Origin of the sequence: Alkalicoccus urumqiensis (assembly GCF_002993335.1) — a bacterium.
Taxonomy (GTDB): domain Bacteria; phylum Bacillota; class Bacilli; order Bacillales; family Salisediminibacteriaceae; genus Alkalicoccus; species Alkalicoccus urumqiensis.
In genome coordinates this window covers 1-16463 of sequence record NZ_PVNS01000015.1, presented here as the reverse complement: position 1 = coordinate 16463, position 16463 = coordinate 1, and the positions used below count along the sequence as shown (strand labels likewise).

Annotated in this window: 14 protein-coding genes and 2 pseudogenes; 14 read left to right on the top strand and 2 right to left on the bottom strand. The window is 55.4% G+C overall.

Features of this window, described 5'->3' with window-relative positions; translation table 11 throughout:
* The first annotated feature begins 109 nt into the window (after positions 1-109).
* Together C6I21_RS14260 and C6I21_RS16600 are read left to right on the top strand one after the other, a co-directional pair.
* Entirely contained in the window at positions 110-676 is a 567-nt protein-coding gene (locus tag C6I21_RS14260; RefSeq protein WP_105960157.1) for a glutathione peroxidase, read from the top strand.
* Between the two features lie 84 nt (positions 677-760).
* Complete coding sequence (locus C6I21_RS16600) at positions 761-940, top strand: hypothetical protein (protein WP_181186268.1); 180 nt, start codon at positions 761-763, stop codon at positions 938-940.
* Positions 941-1157: 217 nt separating this feature from the next.
* Here C6I21_RS16600 and C6I21_RS14250 read toward each other — a convergent pair whose 3' ends face one another.
* Entirely contained in the window at positions 1158-3119 is a 1962-nt protein-coding gene (locus tag C6I21_RS14250) for a penicillin-binding transpeptidase domain-containing protein (protein WP_105960155.1), read from the bottom strand.
* A gap of 136 nt (positions 3120-3255) precedes the next feature.
* On the opposite strand from C6I21_RS14250, the gene C6I21_RS14245 reads away from it, so the two are divergent.
* Both C6I21_RS14245 and C6I21_RS14240 read left to right on the top strand, forming a co-directional pair.
* On the top strand, positions 3256-3654 hold the full coding sequence (locus C6I21_RS14245; RefSeq protein WP_105960154.1) for a hypothetical protein: 399 nt from the start codon (positions 3256-3258) through the stop codon (positions 3652-3654).
* A gap of 136 nt (positions 3655-3790) precedes the next feature.
* Entirely contained in the window at positions 3791-4600 is an 810-nt protein-coding gene (locus C6I21_RS14240) for an immunoglobulin-like domain-containing protein (RefSeq protein WP_105960153.1), read from the top strand.
* Positions 4601-4798: 198 nt separating this feature from the next.
* Here C6I21_RS14240 and C6I21_RS14235 read toward each other — a convergent pair whose 3' ends face one another.
* Positions 4799-5347, bottom strand: a complete 549-nt coding sequence (locus C6I21_RS14235) for a hypothetical protein (RefSeq protein ID WP_105960152.1) — start codon at positions 5345-5347, stop codon at positions 4799-4801.
* A 188-nt stretch (positions 5348-5535) separates the two neighbouring features.
* Here C6I21_RS14235 and C6I21_RS14230 point away from each other — a divergent pair, with 188 nt between their 5' ends.
* The 10 genes and pseudogenes from C6I21_RS14230 to C6I21_RS14165 all read left to right on the top strand — a co-directional run.
* Positions 5536-5748: a DUF1659 domain-containing protein gene (locus C6I21_RS14230; RefSeq protein ID WP_105960151.1), complete on the top strand. Its 213-nt coding sequence runs from the start codon at positions 5536-5538 to the stop codon at positions 5746-5748.
* A gap of 24 nt (positions 5749-5772) precedes the next feature.
* Entirely contained in the window at positions 5773-6000 is a 228-nt protein-coding gene (locus tag C6I21_RS14225) for a DUF2922 domain-containing protein (RefSeq protein WP_105960150.1), read from the top strand.
* A gap of 25 nt (positions 6001-6025) precedes the next feature.
* A complete protein-coding gene (locus C6I21_RS14220) occupies positions 6026-6190 on the top strand; it encodes a YvrJ family protein (protein ID WP_105960149.1) in 165 nt (54 codons plus the stop codon).
* A gap of 254 nt (positions 6191-6444) precedes the next feature.
* On the top strand, positions 6445-7500 hold the full coding sequence (locus tag C6I21_RS14215; RefSeq protein ID WP_105960148.1) for a flavin monoamine oxidase family protein: 1056 nt from the start codon (positions 6445-6447) through the stop codon (positions 7498-7500).
* Positions 7497-7844: an avidin-fold protein gene (locus C6I21_RS14210; protein ID WP_105960147.1), complete on the top strand. Its 348-nt coding sequence runs from the start codon at positions 7497-7499 to the stop codon at positions 7842-7844. The genes C6I21_RS14215 and C6I21_RS14210 overlap by 4 nt, the downstream gene beginning before the upstream one ends.
* 154 nt (positions 7845-7998) lie before the next feature.
* The gene (locus C6I21_RS14205) at positions 7999-9363 is read left to right on the top strand and encodes a sigma-54 interaction domain-containing protein (RefSeq protein ID WP_105960146.1); all 1365 of its coding nucleotides are present in this window, start codon (positions 7999-8001) and stop codon (positions 9361-9363) included.
* 323 nt (positions 9364-9686) lie between these two features.
* Positions 9687-10844, top strand: a complete 1158-nt coding sequence (locus C6I21_RS14200) for an exonuclease SbcCD subunit D (RefSeq protein ID WP_105960145.1) — start codon at positions 9687-9689, stop codon at positions 10842-10844.
* A complete protein-coding gene (locus C6I21_RS14195) occupies positions 10841-13936 on the top strand; it encodes an AAA family ATPase (RefSeq protein ID WP_105960144.1) in 3096 nt (1031 codons plus the stop codon). The genes C6I21_RS14200 and C6I21_RS14195 overlap by 4 nt, the downstream gene beginning before the upstream one ends.
* A gap of 517 nt (positions 13937-14453) precedes the next feature.
* A pseudogene (locus tag C6I21_RS14185) lies at positions 14454-14910 on the top strand (transposase); the annotation flags it as partial.
* A 1450-nt stretch (positions 14911-16360) separates the two neighbouring features.
* Positions 16361-16463: pseudogene (locus C6I21_RS14165) on the top strand (IS200/IS605 family transposase); the annotation flags it as partial.

Here is a 16463-nt window from a genome sequence, read left to right as displayed (position 1 = left end):
AGGGTTATCTGATATAAAAGAACTACGCTTAAAGGTTTGGTTAACGAGGGGAAGAGGTATACACTTCATAGAAGATGATACGAAAGAATTAGAAGAGGAGCGGTACAGCATGAGTGTGTATGACTTTAAAGTGAAAACAGCAGGCGGTCTGACGAAATCCCTGGAGCGGTATAAAGGCAAGGTGCTCCTCATTGTAAATACAGCAACAAAGTGCGGGTTCACGCCGCAGCTTGACGACCTGCAGAAGCTGCAGGAGCGCTATCAGGAGGAAGGACTGCAGGTACTTGCCTTTCCGTCCAACCAGTTCGACGACCAGGAGCCGCTGAACGACGGGGAAATCACCGAGTTCTGTGCGCTGAACTACGGCGTCAATTTCCCGGTCTTCAAAAAAATCGACGTCCGGGACAAGGGGGCACATCCATTGTTCACGTACCTGACATCCCAGCAGCCGTACGCCGGTTTCAACATGAATCATCCGGTATCAAAAATGCTCGTCTCCATCATCGACGACAAATACCCGCACTACATGAGCGGAGACAGCATCAAGTGGAACTTCACGAAATTTCTCGTGGACCGTGAAGGAAACGTCACGGCCCGCTACGAATCCACCGCCGAGCCGCTGGAAATGGAAGCCCAGATTAAGGAACTGCTCGCACAGAAAGAACCAGTAAGCTGATACGACAGGCAGTGCCGGAACACGGCGCTGTCTTTTTGTTATGCCGCGGCATGGGAAGAGGCGGTGCAGTGTTTTCCGAATCACATGAAACTGCCGCTCCCAAACACATCAGCCACCGCGGGCCGGACGGTCCGGCTCGCCATCTGCTTCCGAACCGTGGACGGCTGGAAGGCAGAGGGGCCGCCGCGGGTGCCGGCGGCCGGTGTTCCGATGGGCTTAAAAGTTGGTCCGATTTGGTGCGGAACCTGGTCCGATTTCCGCTGAAGGCGGTCCGATAGAACGCGCCTGGTCCGGTAGAATCCATTTCTGTTCCGATATGCGGCCGTCGTGTTCCGCGCAGCCTAAATTCTGGTCCGCGGGCAGCCAATGCTGGTCCGCCTTTTCATGAATAGAACGAATTCCGCCTGCAGAAGGTGCGCCTGCTCATGCAGACACGCCAAAAAGGCTGCAGACGGTACGTTATCTACCGCTGCAGCCCTTCTTATTCCCCAATCCCGGCCCAGATGCGGTCGGCGGCTTCGACGGCCTGACCGCTGTCGGCATCCTGGAGCATGACGACGAGCACGTATTGGTCGTTCAGGCTTGCGAACCAGCCGGTTTCACTGCCGTCTTCGACAGTCTGATCGGCCTTCAGCTCTGCCGTGCCGGTTTTGCCGATAAGCTGCTGGCTGTGGCCGCGCTCCGGCCGGTAGGCAGTGCCGTCCGGATCCTGGACGACGGACGTGAGCGTCTCTCTGACGATATCGAGCGTTTCCGTGGAAACCGGCTCCGCGGTTTCAGCGGTTTCGCCGTCGAGGAGCACCGGCTGGCGGAGCGTGCCGTCATGAAAGATCGAATATATGCCGGCCATCTGGAGCGGGGAGGCAAGCACCTGTCCCTGTCCGTAGCCCGTGTCGGCAAGGAGAATCTCCTCTTCCAGCCCGTCGTTGGCGAGCTGCCCGGAAGCAGCCGGCAGAGCAAGATCCCATTCGGTGCCGAAACCGAATGCTTCGGCATCGGCAAGAAACGTCTCCGCACCGATTTCCAGCGCTGTCTGGGCGAAATAAATGTTGTCGGATAACGTCATTGCTGTTTCCAGATCGACCTGCGATACGCTGTCGTTCACCCGGGTCACCTGGTAGCCGCCCCAGCTGTCATCCGGCTGCCACTGCGAGCCTTCAATCGTACGTTCCTCGCCCGGGTCAATAACGTCGTTTTCCAGGGCAATCATCGCGGTGACCGGCTTGAAGATGGAGCCGGGGGAATAGGCCCGGCGGAAGCGTTCTTCAAACAGCAGGTCCACGGTGTCGAGCTCCGCGGCCGTCGGATCGGGAAGACCGAGGTAGCGCAGGTTGGAGTCGTAGGACGGTGTGCTTGCGAGTGCCAGCACGCCGCCGGTAGCCGGATCGGTCAGCACCGCGGCGCCGGATTCGCCATCCAGAACGGAGGAGGCGCGCTCCTGCTGGCCGGCATCGATCGTGAGGGTGACGTCCTCTCCGGGTTCTGCGGCTTCGGAAATGAGCATTTCCCGGACTTCGCCTTCGCCGTCCTCCACGGTAATCTGAATGCCCGGTGTGCCGCGGAGCGTGTCTTCCATGGCGGCTTCCAGACCGAATTTCCCGATTTCCGATGTGGACTGGTAGCCGTTCCGGTCTTCGAGCTCTTCCGCGGTGATGGCCCCGATATGGCCGATCAAGTGGCCTGCGGCGCGGCCGAGCGGGTACTCACGTCCGGCGGTGCGGTCCAGCTGCACGCCGGGGATCTCCAGCAGCTCTTCGGCGCGCGGGTCACTGACAGCGAGCCGCTGGACGGGGGCGGCCCAGTCCGGGTTGTCCGGGTAAGCCTGTGCCGATTCCAGCACCGATTCTTCCTCGAGACCCATGATGCCGGCAAAAGCAGCTGCCGTTTCTTCCATACTCTCCGTACGGTCCGGCACGACGGCCGCTTCGTAAATTTCCCCGTTCACCGCAAGCGCGTCTCCGCTGCGGTCAAAAATCTCGCCCCGCTCCGGTTCTTCATACGTGACGCGGAAAGTATCATTGATATCCTGCATGCCGAGCAGCAGGTGCTCCGGCTGCCAGAGAACGTCCCATTCGCCACGCTCGTTTTCCTCGGTGCGTGTTTTTTCCAGCGGGACCTCCACGGTGTAGTCAAGCGGTCCGGCGAACGTCTCCATCTCGACATCGACGGTGTAGGTGGTATCTTCGAGTTCCTCCAGGTCGATCTCCTCTTCCTCCCAGTCGACCGGTTCATATGTAAGGGATACATCAGCCTCCAGATCCCCGTAAATCAGCTCGTACTGCTCCTGCGCCTCGTCATTGACGCCGTCCATTTCTCCGTAACGTCCTTCCTCCCAGGCACTCAAATACGCTTCAAGCGCCTCCTCCGGGTCCGGCGGCTCCTCCTGCGAGCAGCCTGCGGCAAGCGTCAGTGCCCCCGCGAAAACAAGAAAACGTCCTTTCATAAACGATCCGCCCCTTTCTTCGTATGTCTCTACTATACAAAAAGGTGGACGGGAAAAATAGGAAGAAGATTCGCTGTAACAATTATTTTCTATTCCCGACTCATAAGTAACAGGAAAATCCAAAGGAGGGAAATTAATGATAAGGAAAATATGCTTACTTCTTGCTGGAACTCTATTATTTTCTGCGTGTGAAATTCAATCGAACGATGTGCCTGAGGAAGAGAAAAGTACGGGAAATCCTACCGCTGAAGAGATTCTATCAAACTATCCTGATGCCGATATTTTTAAGGCTCGAGGCATTATTTACTCCAATGCTCAAGATCTTGACTGGGTAATGGAACAGGATTTAACTTTAGGTGAAGAAATAACGGAAATTACGAAGCAGTCTACTGATAGTGATAATTTTGGGAATGGCACCGCCACAGAACTCCCAGTGGGCACAAAAGTATATGATCATAATGAAGGAAAAGGCGCGATTTATATCGCAGTAGTAGATGGTCAGGAAATCAGATATCTTGGAGAAATTGAAGGCTAGAGGGTATTTTGGAAATTAATTTCTACTGATCATAAATGAATGTATTTATCTAGAGAAAGAGCCTCACGTTTCTTTGTAACGTTCCTTTCTGATTCCCGACTCATAAGTAACAGGAAAATCCAAAGGAGGAAAAGAGATGCATCGAAAAGCATGTGCCGGTTTCGTGATTCTTGCCGGATGCAGTTCAGGACCGGACGTAGAGACCGGAGCGGAACCGGAAGCGGCGCCGGCGGAGGTCGATTCGGTCTATGGCTCGATGGACGGGGACGTGGAGGAATGGATCTGGCACGAAGCAGAACAAGCGGATGTCATTCTGGATACAGAGTATGAAGCAGGAAGCGGGGAAGCATTTATGGATTACTTTTCCGCTTCCGCCGGGCATCAGCTTCCCGGGGACGAGGCGTTCATCCGGGGAGTCACCGTGCCGGTAAACGGCAGTGTGCGGTACCGGCTGACAGAAAGAGAGGCGGATCTGAGCCTGAAGGAGGTCGTGGAAGAACAGACGACCGAACAGGATTCGTTTGAGGTGGAAATGCCGGAAGGCGAAGCGCTGTATTTAATCAGTGCGGAAACGCTGGATGAGGACGGCAGGGTGACCGATACCCACGTAGGAAAAATCGGCGTAGCCCCGCAGGAAGCGAACGCAGAGCTTCACCTGGAGCAGTCCGCGAGCGAGGCGGAGCTCACGCTTGAAAACCGCGGGCCGACGGATCTGTTTTTCGGACATCATTACACACTCGAGAAAGAAGAGGACGGCAGCTGGGAAACCGCCCGGGAAGAGGCATTTGATGATATCGGCCTGACGCTTCCTCCCGGAGACACCTATGAACAGGACGTATCCTTGGATGGACTGGAGGAAGGAACGTACCGCATTACCAAGTCGTTCATCGTGCACGGAACGGACATAGAGGAAGATCTCGGAGTTCATTTTACTATCGACGAATAAGCAGACAGTCCTTTATGGGCTGTCTTTTTTATGACTGCTGGAGAGTGCGTGACGTAATGCTTCTAATCCCGGGAAACAGAAAGGAGTCATGGTTCTGTAAGCCGCACGCTCACATAAACCTGTCATGAATCGAACATAAAAACCCGCCCTTTCCAACGATGTTTGGCAGGGCGGGGGAGGTTATAGGATGGAAGCAGCTCAATCGACGCTGTATGCTTCCTTAACACTTGTGATCAATGATTCATATTGTTCTGTCGTCGCGTACTCACTCTCTTGCTTATCCAGAGGAATCTGCCCCTGTTCTAAAGAGTTGATCCAATAGTTCTGAATGTTCTCTCCCCAGTCTAAAAATAAAATATAGGTGTCGTCGTGCTTCAGGGGTGTGTAGTTCCCGTAAGTAGTCACTTCTTTTCCTATAATTCTTTCGGATTCTACAAATGGCTCGGCAACAGTCAACATAGAGTCCGGGTCCTCATTTGTTTTATTTTCTAAAACATTCAACACTTCCACGTCGGTTAATGTATGGCCGATCCCAAAACCGTTCTCGCCTTCCTCTATCGACGTTGATCTTTCTGTCGCGCGGACTTCCAATACTAAATCGGAAGCGGCAGCAGCTTCTTCGGCGTTCTCAAACAGAACATTTTCCGCCTCGATTCGCCCCTCGTTAACCATGGAACGATCCGCGATCAAAAATCCGGATATCAGTAAAACGATCGTTAAACATCCAAAAAGCAGCTTCTTATTCATTTCATACACCTCCATGACATAAACGCTGAAAGATTCTGTATCTATACAGTCGACATCTGTTGGTAAATAGTTACCATAAAAAGCGGAGAATAAGTGTATAGCCCATAAAACTTCTTCAAAAAAATCAAAAACCCTCACCCCCTTTTTCTTTCCCCGGATGTACATAGAGGGCGAAGGGAGGTGAGACAATGCAGTTTAAAATCAACGACACACTCGTACTGACGTTCGAAACAGGCGTCGACGGAGAAGGCAAGCCGGTTTTTGCGAAGCGTTCCTTCCGCGCCATCCAGGAGGACGCTGACCCGGCGGCGATGTACGCAGCGGCACACGCCCTCGCATCGCTTCAGACAGCACCGCTTTACAAAGTAGAGCAGACAAGCACGTATGAACTCGCAGAGTAAGACTAAAAAGGGGAGAGTGAAAACATGAGTAAACGACTGGAATTACAGTTTCGGACAGAAGAAGGGAACGCGACCTCAATCGGGGTCGACCTCCCGAAAGAACCGGTGGACGCCGCCGAAGTAGAAACCGTCATGCAGCAGCTGATTGAGGCCGGCGTATTCACCGCATCCGGCAGCCCGATCACCGAAATCCGCGGCGCACGCCTCGTCGAGCGCAACGTCGAAACCATCGAACTGCCCACGCAGAACTAACGCGCATTAGACAGGAGGGAGGAGAATGGAACAGTGGATTCCGCTCCTCGGCGAATACGGCTTCCCGGCAGCGGTGACATTCTACCTGCTGCACCGCGTAGAGAAAAAACTCGACCGCATCAACGAGTCCATTCTCCGCCAGCAGCACACCCTGCCGGAACCCGTTCCACGACTCGAGAAGCAGCGCTAAACACCGGCCCGGACAACTTTTGTCCGGGTCTTTTTATGCGGCTGTACATAGAAAAAACTGCTTACACTTATACGGCTGATTCCGTAGAAACGCTTTCATAACAGTTATTCCAGAACGGCTGATCAGGAAAAACGACAATCTTCTAAAGCGTCCACGGTTACGCACGCGCCGGTTTCTCCATGTGTTTCACGTGAAACAATCCGGAAATTGTGGCACAGTAGGAGCAGGATACTTAAAACAGAGGAGCGGTTTTCATGACAGCACACCCTATCGTTATTGTCGGTGCGGGCGCATCGGGACTGTACGCAGCGAGACAGATTCAGGAGAAGGGGAAAGACGTCCTTCTGCTGGAGGCAAGAAACCGCATCGGCGGTCGGATTCATTCGGAGGACGGCTGGGATCTCGGGCCGACCTGGTTCTGGCCCGGGCAGGAGCCGGAAATGAAAAAGCTCACTCAGGAACTAAAGCTGCCGGTATATCCGCAGCACAGCGGCGGGCGCATTCTCGTGCAGGGAATGGATTCGTCCGTCCAGGAGCACGAGCTGCCTCCGGAAGCGGTGTCGGAATCGATGCGCGTGCAGGGCGGCATGAAGCAGTTTGCCGAGTCGCTCGCCGCTTTGCTGAAGCCGGGAACGATCCAGCTGAACAGGAAGGTCACGCGCATCGAGCTTGGGGACGTCGTAACCGTTTATACAGAGGACGGCCCGATTTCTGCGGAAAAGGTAATTCTCACCGTGCCGCCGAGAGCCGCTGCCGAACGGATGTCGTTTTCCCCGGCGCTGCCGGAGGAGACACTGGCCGACATGCGCTCCAGGCCGACGTGGATGGCCGGTCATGCGAAGGCCCTCGCGGTATATGAGCGGCCCTTCTGGCGGGAAGGCGGCCTTTCCGGGCAGGCGATGAGCTGGGCCGGACCACTTCAGGAAATTCACGATGCTTCCACAGAAAGCGGCCGGGGAGCCATTTTCGGCTTTGCAGGCACGCCGCCGAAAGAGCGGAAAGCGCGCGGAGAAGCAGCCATGAAGCAGGCTGTGCTGGAGCAGCTCGTCCAGCTCTACGGAAAGCAGGCAGCGGGGCCGGAGGAGCTGTACTATTACGACTGGACGCAGGATGACTGCACCGCGGTCGCCGAAGACGCAGAACCGCTGCATGCGTTTCCGGAGTATGGTCCTGTTGACATTCCGGCACCGTGGAAGCATCATCTGTATATGGCAGGCACCGAAACCGACCGGCTCGGCGGCGGCCACATCGAAGGCGCAATCCGCTCAGCACAGCGCACAATAAAGGAACTGGAGGGAACGAACCGATGAACTACGACAGCAAAGTATTCGTATCCACAGAAAACACCGCAAACGGAGAAGTCTCCGCCCAGACGACGTTTTACTACAAGCAGGAGGGCCAGATTCTCACTGCCGAATACAGCGGCGGCTCGATTCAGGCCGGCCGCCTCATCGGCCTCGTACAGGAGGACGGAACGCTGCACTTCCGCTACAGCCACATCAATCAGCGCGGCGAACTCCGCGGCGGCGAGTGCCGCTCCGTTCCTGAAACACTCGAAGACGGCCGAATCCGGCTGCACGAAACATGGAACTGGCTCGACGCCGAACAGACCCAAGGCACCTCCGTGGTGGAAGAAGTCGTGTCGTTTTACTGATAGGGAAATGCACCATTCACCCCTGACAGCGCCGTTCTCCGGCATTCACCGGGGAGCGGCGTTTTCTTTCCCGGCCCAAAGCCACTTTCCCGCCCGCAGCCGATCTGCTACACTCGACAAGAGAAGAAAGCGTTATCACAAGGAGCGGGTACAGATGCTGTCGATCATCGAAAAAGACCAGAAACGAGTGTTGGAAACATTGTTCGGCACGATGGAGCACTGCATCGTCATGGTGGACCGGGCAGGCTGCATCTCCTACTTAAACAACAGCTACTGCCGGTTCCTCGGCGTGCAGCTCGACGACGTCCGCGGGCGCCACGTCACCGACGTCATCGAAAACACCCGCATGCACATCGTCGTCGACACCGGCGAAGAAGAAATGGCCGACCTCCAGCAGATCCGCGGCGACTACATGGTCGCCCACCGCATCCCCCTGAAGGAAAACGACGTTACTATCGGAGCACTCGGCATGGTTCTCTTCCGGGATACCGACGAATGGAAGGTCATGAACTCCCGCATCAAGGACCTGCTGCTGGAGCTGGAAACGTACAAAAACCGCCCCAGAAAAGAAAGCGGCGCGGTCTACGCGCTGCATGACATTATTACGAGCGCCCCGGAAATGCACCGGGTCAAAGACCAGATCCGGCGCGTGGCACCGAGCGACGTGTCGGTATTGATCCGCGGGGAGAGCGGGACCGGCAAGGAGCTGTTTGCGCACAGTGTTCACCGGCTGAGCGAGCGGAGTGCCGGCGCGTTTGTCAAAGTGAACTGTGCCGCCATTCCGGAGCATCTCCTGGAAGCGGAGCTGTTCGGCTATCAGGACGGCGCGTTTACCGGCGCGAAAAAAGGCGGCAAGCCGGGCAAGTTTCAGCTCGCCGATGGGGGAACGTTGTTTTTGGACGAAATCGGGGATATGCCGTCGCATGCGCAGGTGAAAATTCTCCGGGCGCTGCAGGAAGGAGAGGTGGAGGCGGTCGGTTCGACGGAGCCGCAGAAGGTGGACGTGCGCATCATTGCGGCGACGAACCGCTCGCTCGAGGAAATGATTGCTGAGAAAACGTTCCGGGAGGATCTGTACTACCGGATCAACGTCGTCCAGCTGTCGATTCCGCCGCTCCGGAAACGGCGGAGCGACATTCTGCTTCTCGCACACTACCTGCTCCGGAAAACGGCCGAGCGCACCGGCAAGCGGGTCGTCGGGTTTACAGACGAGGTGGAGACGCAGTTTGCTGCGTACGACTGGCCGGGCAACGTGCGCGAGCTGGAAAACGTGATCGAAGCGGCCGTTCATATGACCGCTGAAGAGACGATCCCGGCCGCAGCACTCCCGGTCACGCTCGGCCACAGCAGCGTCTCCATGCCGGAAGGGGACACGTTGAAAGAACGCCTCGCCCACGCCGAAAAACAGATTCTCGCCGACGCGCTCCGGGAAACGAAAGAAGACAAGCAGGCGGCAGCCGGCACGCTCGGCATCAGCCGCTCCAGCCTGTACGAAAAAATCAGCCGCCACGGCCTGTGAAACATGGGCCGCGGCGGTTTTTTGTGCTGCATGCAGCCAGCTTGGGAAACGGACGTTTTTTGGAAGCAGCGGACCTTTTTGCGGAGAAGCGGACGTTTTGGAGGCCGTAACGATACCTTTTTAGAGAAGTGGACGCCGCCCCTCCAGTAACGAACCTTTTTCTGAAGGTACGAACGTTCAGCGGGGAGTTGTGATACATTTCCCCGTTGGAAACGGACGTTTTCCACTGGCCTTCCAGCGCAGAACATCCGCCATTTTCCTTCTGCCCGCTCCTCCAGTAAAATAGAGAGAAACGGATCCGCAGGAAAGGATGACACGTACCCATGAAGTTTTTCCACACCGCAGACTGGCACCTCGGCAAGCTCGTCCAGGGCGTCCACATGACCGAAGACCAGCGCCATATTCTCGAACAGTTCGTCCAGGCCGTCGAAGACGAAACGCCCGATGCCGTCATCATCGCCGGCGACCTCTACGACCGCGCCGTACCGCCGACCGAAGCCGTCACGCTCCTCGATGACGTGCTCGAAAAAATCGTCATCGACTTACATACTCCCGTCATCGCCATCGCCGGCAACCACGACAGCCCGAGCCGGCTGCACTTTGCAAGCGGCATGATGCGCTCCCAGGGCTACCACGTCACCGGCGAAATCAGCGCTCACCCCGAGCCCGTCAAGCTGGAGGACGAACACGGAAGCGTCCACATCCACGCGCTTCCCTACGCCGACCCGAGCCAGGTGCGCCACATCACCGGTGACGACACCGTGCGCACCCATAACGACGCCGCCCGCACGATGACCGGCCGCATCCGCGAGACGATGGACCCCGGCGCCCGGCACATTCTCGTCGGCCACCTTTTCGTCACCCCGCACGGCGAAGCCGAAGACAACACGAGCGACTCCGAGCGCCCGCTCACCATCGGCGGCGCCGAGCACGTATCCGCCGAACACTTCAGCGGCTTTCACTACACCGCCCTCGGCCATCTCCATCAGGCCCACCACACCGGGAAACCAACCATCCGCTATGCCGGATCCCCGCTGAAGTACTCGGCATCCGAGCAGGCACATCAGAAAGGCTTCTACGTCGTGGAGCTGGATGCGGACGGAAACGCCGAGGTGGAAAAGCGCCTCCTCACCCCGAAGCGGGACCTGCGTGTGCTGAAAGGAAAAATGGACGACATTTTAGCTACGCCGCCGAGTGACGACTACGTGTTCGTTCAGCTCGAGGACGAAGCGCCGGTACTGACACCGATGGAAAAAATCCGCTCCGTCTTCCCGAACGCCATGCACGTGCAGCGGAGCCTGCCGGTTTCCGTAAACAGCGGCGGCGCCGCCGAACAGCCGCGCGAACGGCGCAGCATGGACCAGCTGTCGCTGTTCCAGGCGTTCTATGAGGAAGTTAACGGCACCGCGCTCCCGCAGGAAGCCGAGGCCGTTTTCCGGGATGTGCTCGACGAAGTGGAAAAGGAGGGACGCCAGCGATGAAACCGATCCAATTAACGATGACTGCGTTCGGCCCGTACAAGGAGCAGGAAGTCATCTCCTTTGACGAGCTGAACGGCCACCGGCTGTTTATTATTTCCGGCAAAACCGGCGCCGGCAAAACGACGCTGTTTGACGGCATCTGCTTTGCGCTCTTCGGCAGCGCAAGCGGCGAGGACCGCGGCGAGCCGCGGATGATGCGGAGCCAGTTTGCGCCCGATGAGCTGCATACGTCGGTGGAGTTCACCTTTGAACTGCGCGGCCTGCGCTACCGGCTGCTGCGGCAGATGCCGCACGTAAAGCAGGGAAACAAAAGTGCGACCGGAGAGAAGTACGAGTTTTTCGAGTGCACCGATGACGGGGAAGTGCCGTGCGTGGACCGGCAGATGGTGAGCGAGATCAACGAAAAAGTCCGCCGCCTGATCGGCCTCACCGAAGATCAGTTCAAGCAGATCGTCATGCTGCCGCAGGGGGAATTCCGCAAGCTGTTAACGTCCGACACGGAGAACAAGGAAGGCATTCTGCGCCGGCTGTTCCAGACGGAGCCGTACCAGTGGTTCAGCGCGAAAATGAATGAACGGCGCACCGCTGTTAAACAGGAGCTGACTACCGTGCAGGACCGCCTCAAGCAGCAGTACAGCCACCTGCAGGAAGCCGTGCCGGAGCGGGAGGACAGCCCGCTTCACCGCGTGCTGCAGCAGGAGAACCGCCTCTCCTCCCAGGTGAGTGAGGCGCTGGGAGCGGAAGCGGCCCACTATGAAACGCGCGCGGCGGAAGCCCGCGGCAAGGCTGCGGAGAAGGAAAAGGAATACGACCGCGCGCTGCACGCCTATCACGACGCCAAGCAGATCAACGCGCAGTTTGATTCCCTGAAGGAAAAAGAAGCCGAAGCGGAGAAGCTGCAAGCCGAAGCGCCTGCGGTCGAGGCGAAGAAAAAAGAGCTGCAGGAAGCAGAGAAGGCCGCCTCGATCCGCGTCTACGACGAACAGCGCCGGTCCGCGCGCGAAGACGAAAAAGCGAAGCAGGAAGCCGAGCAGCGTGCACGGAAAACGAGCGAAGCAGCCGAAGCCCGCCGGAAAACAGCGGAGGCCGTGTACGAGGAGGAGGCCGGCCGCCAGGAAGAGCGGGAGACAGCCGCGCAGAAGCTCCACCAGTATGAGGAACTGCTGCCGGTCGTTGCCGCGGCCGATGAAGCGAAGCAGAAGCTGAACGAGCAGGCCGGAGCCATCCGCCGGCAGACCGAAGAGCAGACGGCCCGGAAGGAACAGATGCAGTCGGTCCAAAAGGAACTGGATCAGCTCCGCGCCGACATCCGCACTACCGAAACCGAAACAAGCCAGCTCGCTGGAAAGCAGCGCACGCTCCAGGAGAAAAAAGAGACAGGCACACTATTCCGGAAATACATGAACAAGGCCGAAGCTGCCGGGACGCTCGAAAAACAGGCAGCGGAGAAACGGGCTGCGGCGGACCAGGAGAAGGCCGTTTTCCAGAGGGTGGAAAGAGCCTGGGTGCAGGGGCGCGCGGCGGTGCTCGCCGGCCATCTGCACGACGGGGAAGCGTGTCCGGTGTGCGGCAGCACCGAGCATCCGGAGAAAGCGGCAGCCGGGGACGATGTGCCGTCGGAGGAAGCGTACGACGAAGCGCGGCAGAAGCTGCAGTCGGTGCAGCAGGAGGCACTTCAGGTGGAGGCGGAGCTTGCTTCGGTCCGCCGGGAGAGAGACGAAGCCGCGGAGGAACTGCCGTCGTTTTCGTTTGATTCGTATGCCGAAGCCCGGCAGCAGTTCGATGTGCTGCTGGAGGAAGCGACGGCGCTGCAGAAGGACGTGCAGCGGCTTGAGCAGCGCGCCGGGGAACTGACGCAGATGCGGGAGCGGCGCGAGGAGAAGGAGCAGACGCTCGCCGGCCTGCAGACGAAAGCAGAGGAGGCAGCAAAGACGCTTCAGCAGCTGGAGATTGACTATGCGTCGGGCCGCTCGGAGTACGAGGCGAAAATCAGCCGTCTGCCGGAAGCGCTCCGGACCGAAACGGCGCTTCAGGCGGAGATCGACACGTGGAAACAGACGAAGCAGGAGCTGGAGCGCCGCTGGCAGGCAGCGCAGAAGGAGCAGAGTGAGGCGGCACAGAACGAAGCCGGCGCCGCTGCCTCTTCCAAAGCCGCGGCAGCGCAGCGGGACGAAGCGGAAGGCCGGCGGAAGCAGGCGGAGGAGCAGTTTGAGAACGCGCGCCGGAGCGCCGGGTTTGAAAGCGACGCCGCCTACAGCGGGGCGCTCCTGTCTGAAGCGGAGCAGGAGCGGCGGAAGCAGGAAATCGACACGCACGCCTCCCGGACCGCCGCCGTCCAGCAGCAGACCGCCGAGCTGCGACGGACGCTTGCAGACAAAGAACCGCACGATCTGGACGCGTTCCAAGCGAAGCTTGAAGCATTGAAAGAAGAAGCCGCCGAAGCGAAAGCGCGCTGGACAAACGACGAAGCGCTCGTCACGCTGCTGGAAAACGCGCGTGAAAAGCTCGCGGCGACTGCCGGCGAAATCGAAGCGAAAGAAAAGCAGGCCGCCGTCATTGAAGACGTCTACGATACCGTACGCGGCCAGAACAGCAAAAAGATTTCATTCGAGCGCTACGTGCAGATTGAGTTCCTCGAAAACATCATCGCCGCCGCAAACGAACGTCTCCACCGGATGACCGCCGGGCAGTTTCAGCTCGTGCGGAGCGACCGGCAGGAAAGCCGCGGGAAACAGAGCGGCCTGAGCCTCGACGTGTACGACGCCTACACCGGCCAGAACCGGGACGTCAAAACGCTGTCCGGCGGCGAGAAGTTCAACGCCTCGCTCAGCATGGCGCTCGGCATGTCGGATGTGATTCAGAGCTACCAGGGCGGCATCCAGATCGACACGATGTTCATCGACGAAGGCTTCGGCTCTCTCGACGAAGAGTCGCTTCACAAAGTGATGGACACCTTGATCGACCTGCAGAAATCCGGCCGGCTCATCGGCGTCATCTCCCACGTCCAGGAGATGAAAACCGTCTTCCCGGCCGTCCTGAACGTCACCAAAGCCCCCGACGGCCACAGCAGCACCCGCTTCGTCGTCACCTGACGGCTAAAAACGAGCAGCCCCGTCTCCCAGGAGGAGGCGGGGCTGCTCGTCTATGTTTTGGGTGGAGGGGGGAGAGAAGGGAGGTTGGTCCGATGGAAGCCGATCGTGGTCCGGTAAGGTGCAGAAGGTGGTCCGATATCCCGTCCTCATGATCCGATATGAGGCGGTTGGTCCGAAAGCAGCCAATGCTGGTCCGCGGAGGAGCATTTTTGTTGCGGCAGAGCCGGATCCTGGTCCGATAGGCACTCGTTCTGGTCCGCTTTTTTCATGTCCGTGGATGCTCCAGGTGGTAGAAGCCGCTCCTGGAACTCCATATACGTATTTCCCATTGCTGGACGGGCTTTTCTGCTCTAGAATGGGAGAATATGGAATGTTGCCCAGCAGCTGCTTTCCGAGTAGGGGGGCTCCTAATAAAACCTATTAACGAAAAGACTCTGTTAAACGTCACTGTTGATATATTGATTATAGGAACATGCGTTCTGTAATTGAAATATCATAACAGAAAAGGGTGATGAGCGTGAGAGCAACGGAGATTCTTAAAGCTATTCAAAGCTTGAATGCAGCAGAGAAACACCGATTACGGTAATTTTTAATTGATGCTCTGACTGCTTCGTTCTCGATCGGAACAATGTTGGAAGAAATCTCAGAGCGAAAGAACAAGAATGGTTATCAGTGCCCCGATTGCGAAGCGGAACATGTCGTGCGATTCGGAAAGTATACAACTATTGTAGACGGTGATGAAGTGAAGAAACCGCGCTATCGCTGCAAGGCAAACGTTCACCGACCTCACAAACACTGCTCTTTACAGAACTCGACGTCTTCATCAATGGATTGAGTTCATTGGGTGCATGGTTGAAGGGTATTCTCTGCGTAAATCTGCAGAATTGATTGGCAGTATCAGCTATGTCACCTTGCTCTATTGGAGACACAAGTTGTTAACATCCATGAAACAAATAGAACCACCGATATTCCAATGTAGAAAGGTATAATTAGGTTGAGATTATCCAAATTCTCGACGAGACATAGTATCGTTTCGACCAATCAGCAGTTTAACGCGAGAAGAAGAATGAAGGGAGGACAATTTGTTTAAAGAGAGCATTAGATTTCCATTAATATTTTTTGCAGCGTCAATTATTTGGCAGTTAATTGCTAAAAGAGAGGTCCTGTGGATTGATAATATAGGGATATTTTTCATAATTTTCTTGATGTTTCTACTTTATAATTGGTCAAAGAAGCCCTATAAGTGGAAGAAGAACAGTGATGAATAACTATTTCACTAAAAAATTCCTCACTACTAACGAATGGCGTTAGTTTGGTAAGACAATAATCCCGTATAATTGGAAGTCTTATTTTTTATAAATATCAACACTGAACTTTAATAGAGCCAACGAAAAGGGCGGATCTCTCAGGTACGGATAACCATAAAGAAGGGTATCGTTATTGAACAGCGCTGTTTCGGAAGCTGTATGAATGCTTTGTCGTCACATCACGACCCCGTCTTCCTGGAGGAAGCGGGGCCGTGGAAACGGATCCTGGGTCCGAAAAGTGCTGCGGATCTTTAGGTGCATGATTCTCATTGCTGAATAGGCTTATTTGCTGTTTTAGCACCTGAGATTTTCCTTCGTTTGAATTGAAATATCAATCCCAAATAAAAGGGATAACCAATTAATTTTGCCATAATGATCAATCCCGTAATTGGCGGCGGGATTTCTCCACGATTCTCTATGGGAAAGAGTATGGAGAATAGATAGATAAACAATAAATAATAGGGCAGCCACACTAAGGTTGTCGTGAAAAACAGGAAATTGAAAGGATCTATAAGCCGATAGAAAACAAACGTGAATATAATAACGATAAGGAATGTAACCAGCAGGCTTAATACGGATCCATTGGTTATCGAGATGTTCAATACATTGCTTATTCTATAGATGTTTAGCATTATTTCTGTCATTAGAAACATTGCAATAGCAGCTATGAGAGCATATGTATTTAATTTCAAAAATGAACTCATGCCATGTCCCCCTTTGATTTCCAATTCACTACATTTTAACACCACATATGTTCATCATGTCCTTTTACAGATAACTGTCATCTAAAAGACCAGGTGTTTGTTTGCAGCCAGATGAAGAGAGAACATGCGGTACGGCTTATTCTTAAAAGAGAGGGATGCATGATTATGCTGACTTTTTGGAACCCCATTCCAGGCCATAAAATGAGTATCTCCATTAATCAAATTGGTAAATATGATGCAATGCAGCTGTATTCTTTAGAGGCAATAGTGAATCTTCGTATCGTTTTGGAAGACAACGATTATTTTTACAGACTTCCGAACGAGAAAGCCTACGGTTTAAATCGTAGGATGAATCGTTCGTTTTTCTCGGGGGAAATGTTGCAGTAAAAACATTAAAATGATACAGTGGCATTATGGAAAATCAATATAGAAAAACCAATACAACTGTCTCTCTGTTAAACTATCATTTTGTATTCTGCCCTCGTTATCGGAGGAAAATATTCCTTCGGAATGACG

Bases quoted from the DNA above. Each gene is read 5' to 3' on its own strand.
- C6I21_RS14260 (WP_105960157.1), top strand. From the start codon at position 110: ATGAGTGTGTATGACTTTAAAGTGAAAACAGCAGGCGGTCTGACGAAA.
- C6I21_RS16600 (WP_181186268.1), top strand. From the start codon at position 761: ATGAAACTGCCGCTCCCAAACACATCAGCCACCGCGGGCCGGACGGTC.
- C6I21_RS14250 (WP_105960155.1), bottom strand. From the start codon at position 3,119: ATGAAAGGACGTTTTCTTGTTTTCGCGGGGGCACTGACGCTTGCCGCA.
- C6I21_RS14245 (WP_105960154.1), top strand. From the start codon at position 3,256: ATGATAAGGAAAATATGCTTACTTCTTGCTGGAACTCTATTATTTTCT.
- C6I21_RS14240 (WP_105960153.1), top strand. From the start codon at position 3,791: ATGCATCGAAAAGCATGTGCCGGTTTCGTGATTCTTGCCGGATGCAGT.
- C6I21_RS14235 (WP_105960152.1), bottom strand. From the start codon at position 5,347: ATGAATAAGAAGCTGCTTTTTGGATGTTTAACGATCGTTTTACTGATA.
- C6I21_RS14230 (WP_105960151.1), top strand. From the start codon at position 5,536: ATGCAGTTTAAAATCAACGACACACTCGTACTGACGTTCGAAACAGGC.
- C6I21_RS14225 (WP_105960150.1), top strand. From the start codon at position 5,773: ATGAGTAAACGACTGGAATTACAGTTTCGGACAGAAGAAGGGAACGCG.
- C6I21_RS14220 (WP_105960149.1), top strand. From the start codon at position 6,026: ATGGAACAGTGGATTCCGCTCCTCGGCGAATACGGCTTCCCGGCAGCG.
- C6I21_RS14215 (WP_105960148.1), top strand. From the start codon at position 6,445: ATGACAGCACACCCTATCGTTATTGTCGGTGCGGGCGCATCGGGACTG.
- C6I21_RS14210 (WP_105960147.1), top strand. From the start codon at position 7,497: ATGAACTACGACAGCAAAGTATTCGTATCCACAGAAAACACCGCAAAC.
- C6I21_RS14205 (WP_105960146.1), top strand. From the start codon at position 7,999: ATGCTGTCGATCATCGAAAAAGACCAGAAACGAGTGTTGGAAACATTG.
- C6I21_RS14200 (WP_105960145.1), top strand. From the start codon at position 9,687: ATGAAGTTTTTCCACACCGCAGACTGGCACCTCGGCAAGCTCGTCCAG.
- C6I21_RS14195 (WP_105960144.1), top strand. From the start codon at position 10,841: ATGAAACCGATCCAATTAACGATGACTGCGTTCGGCCCGTACAAGGAG.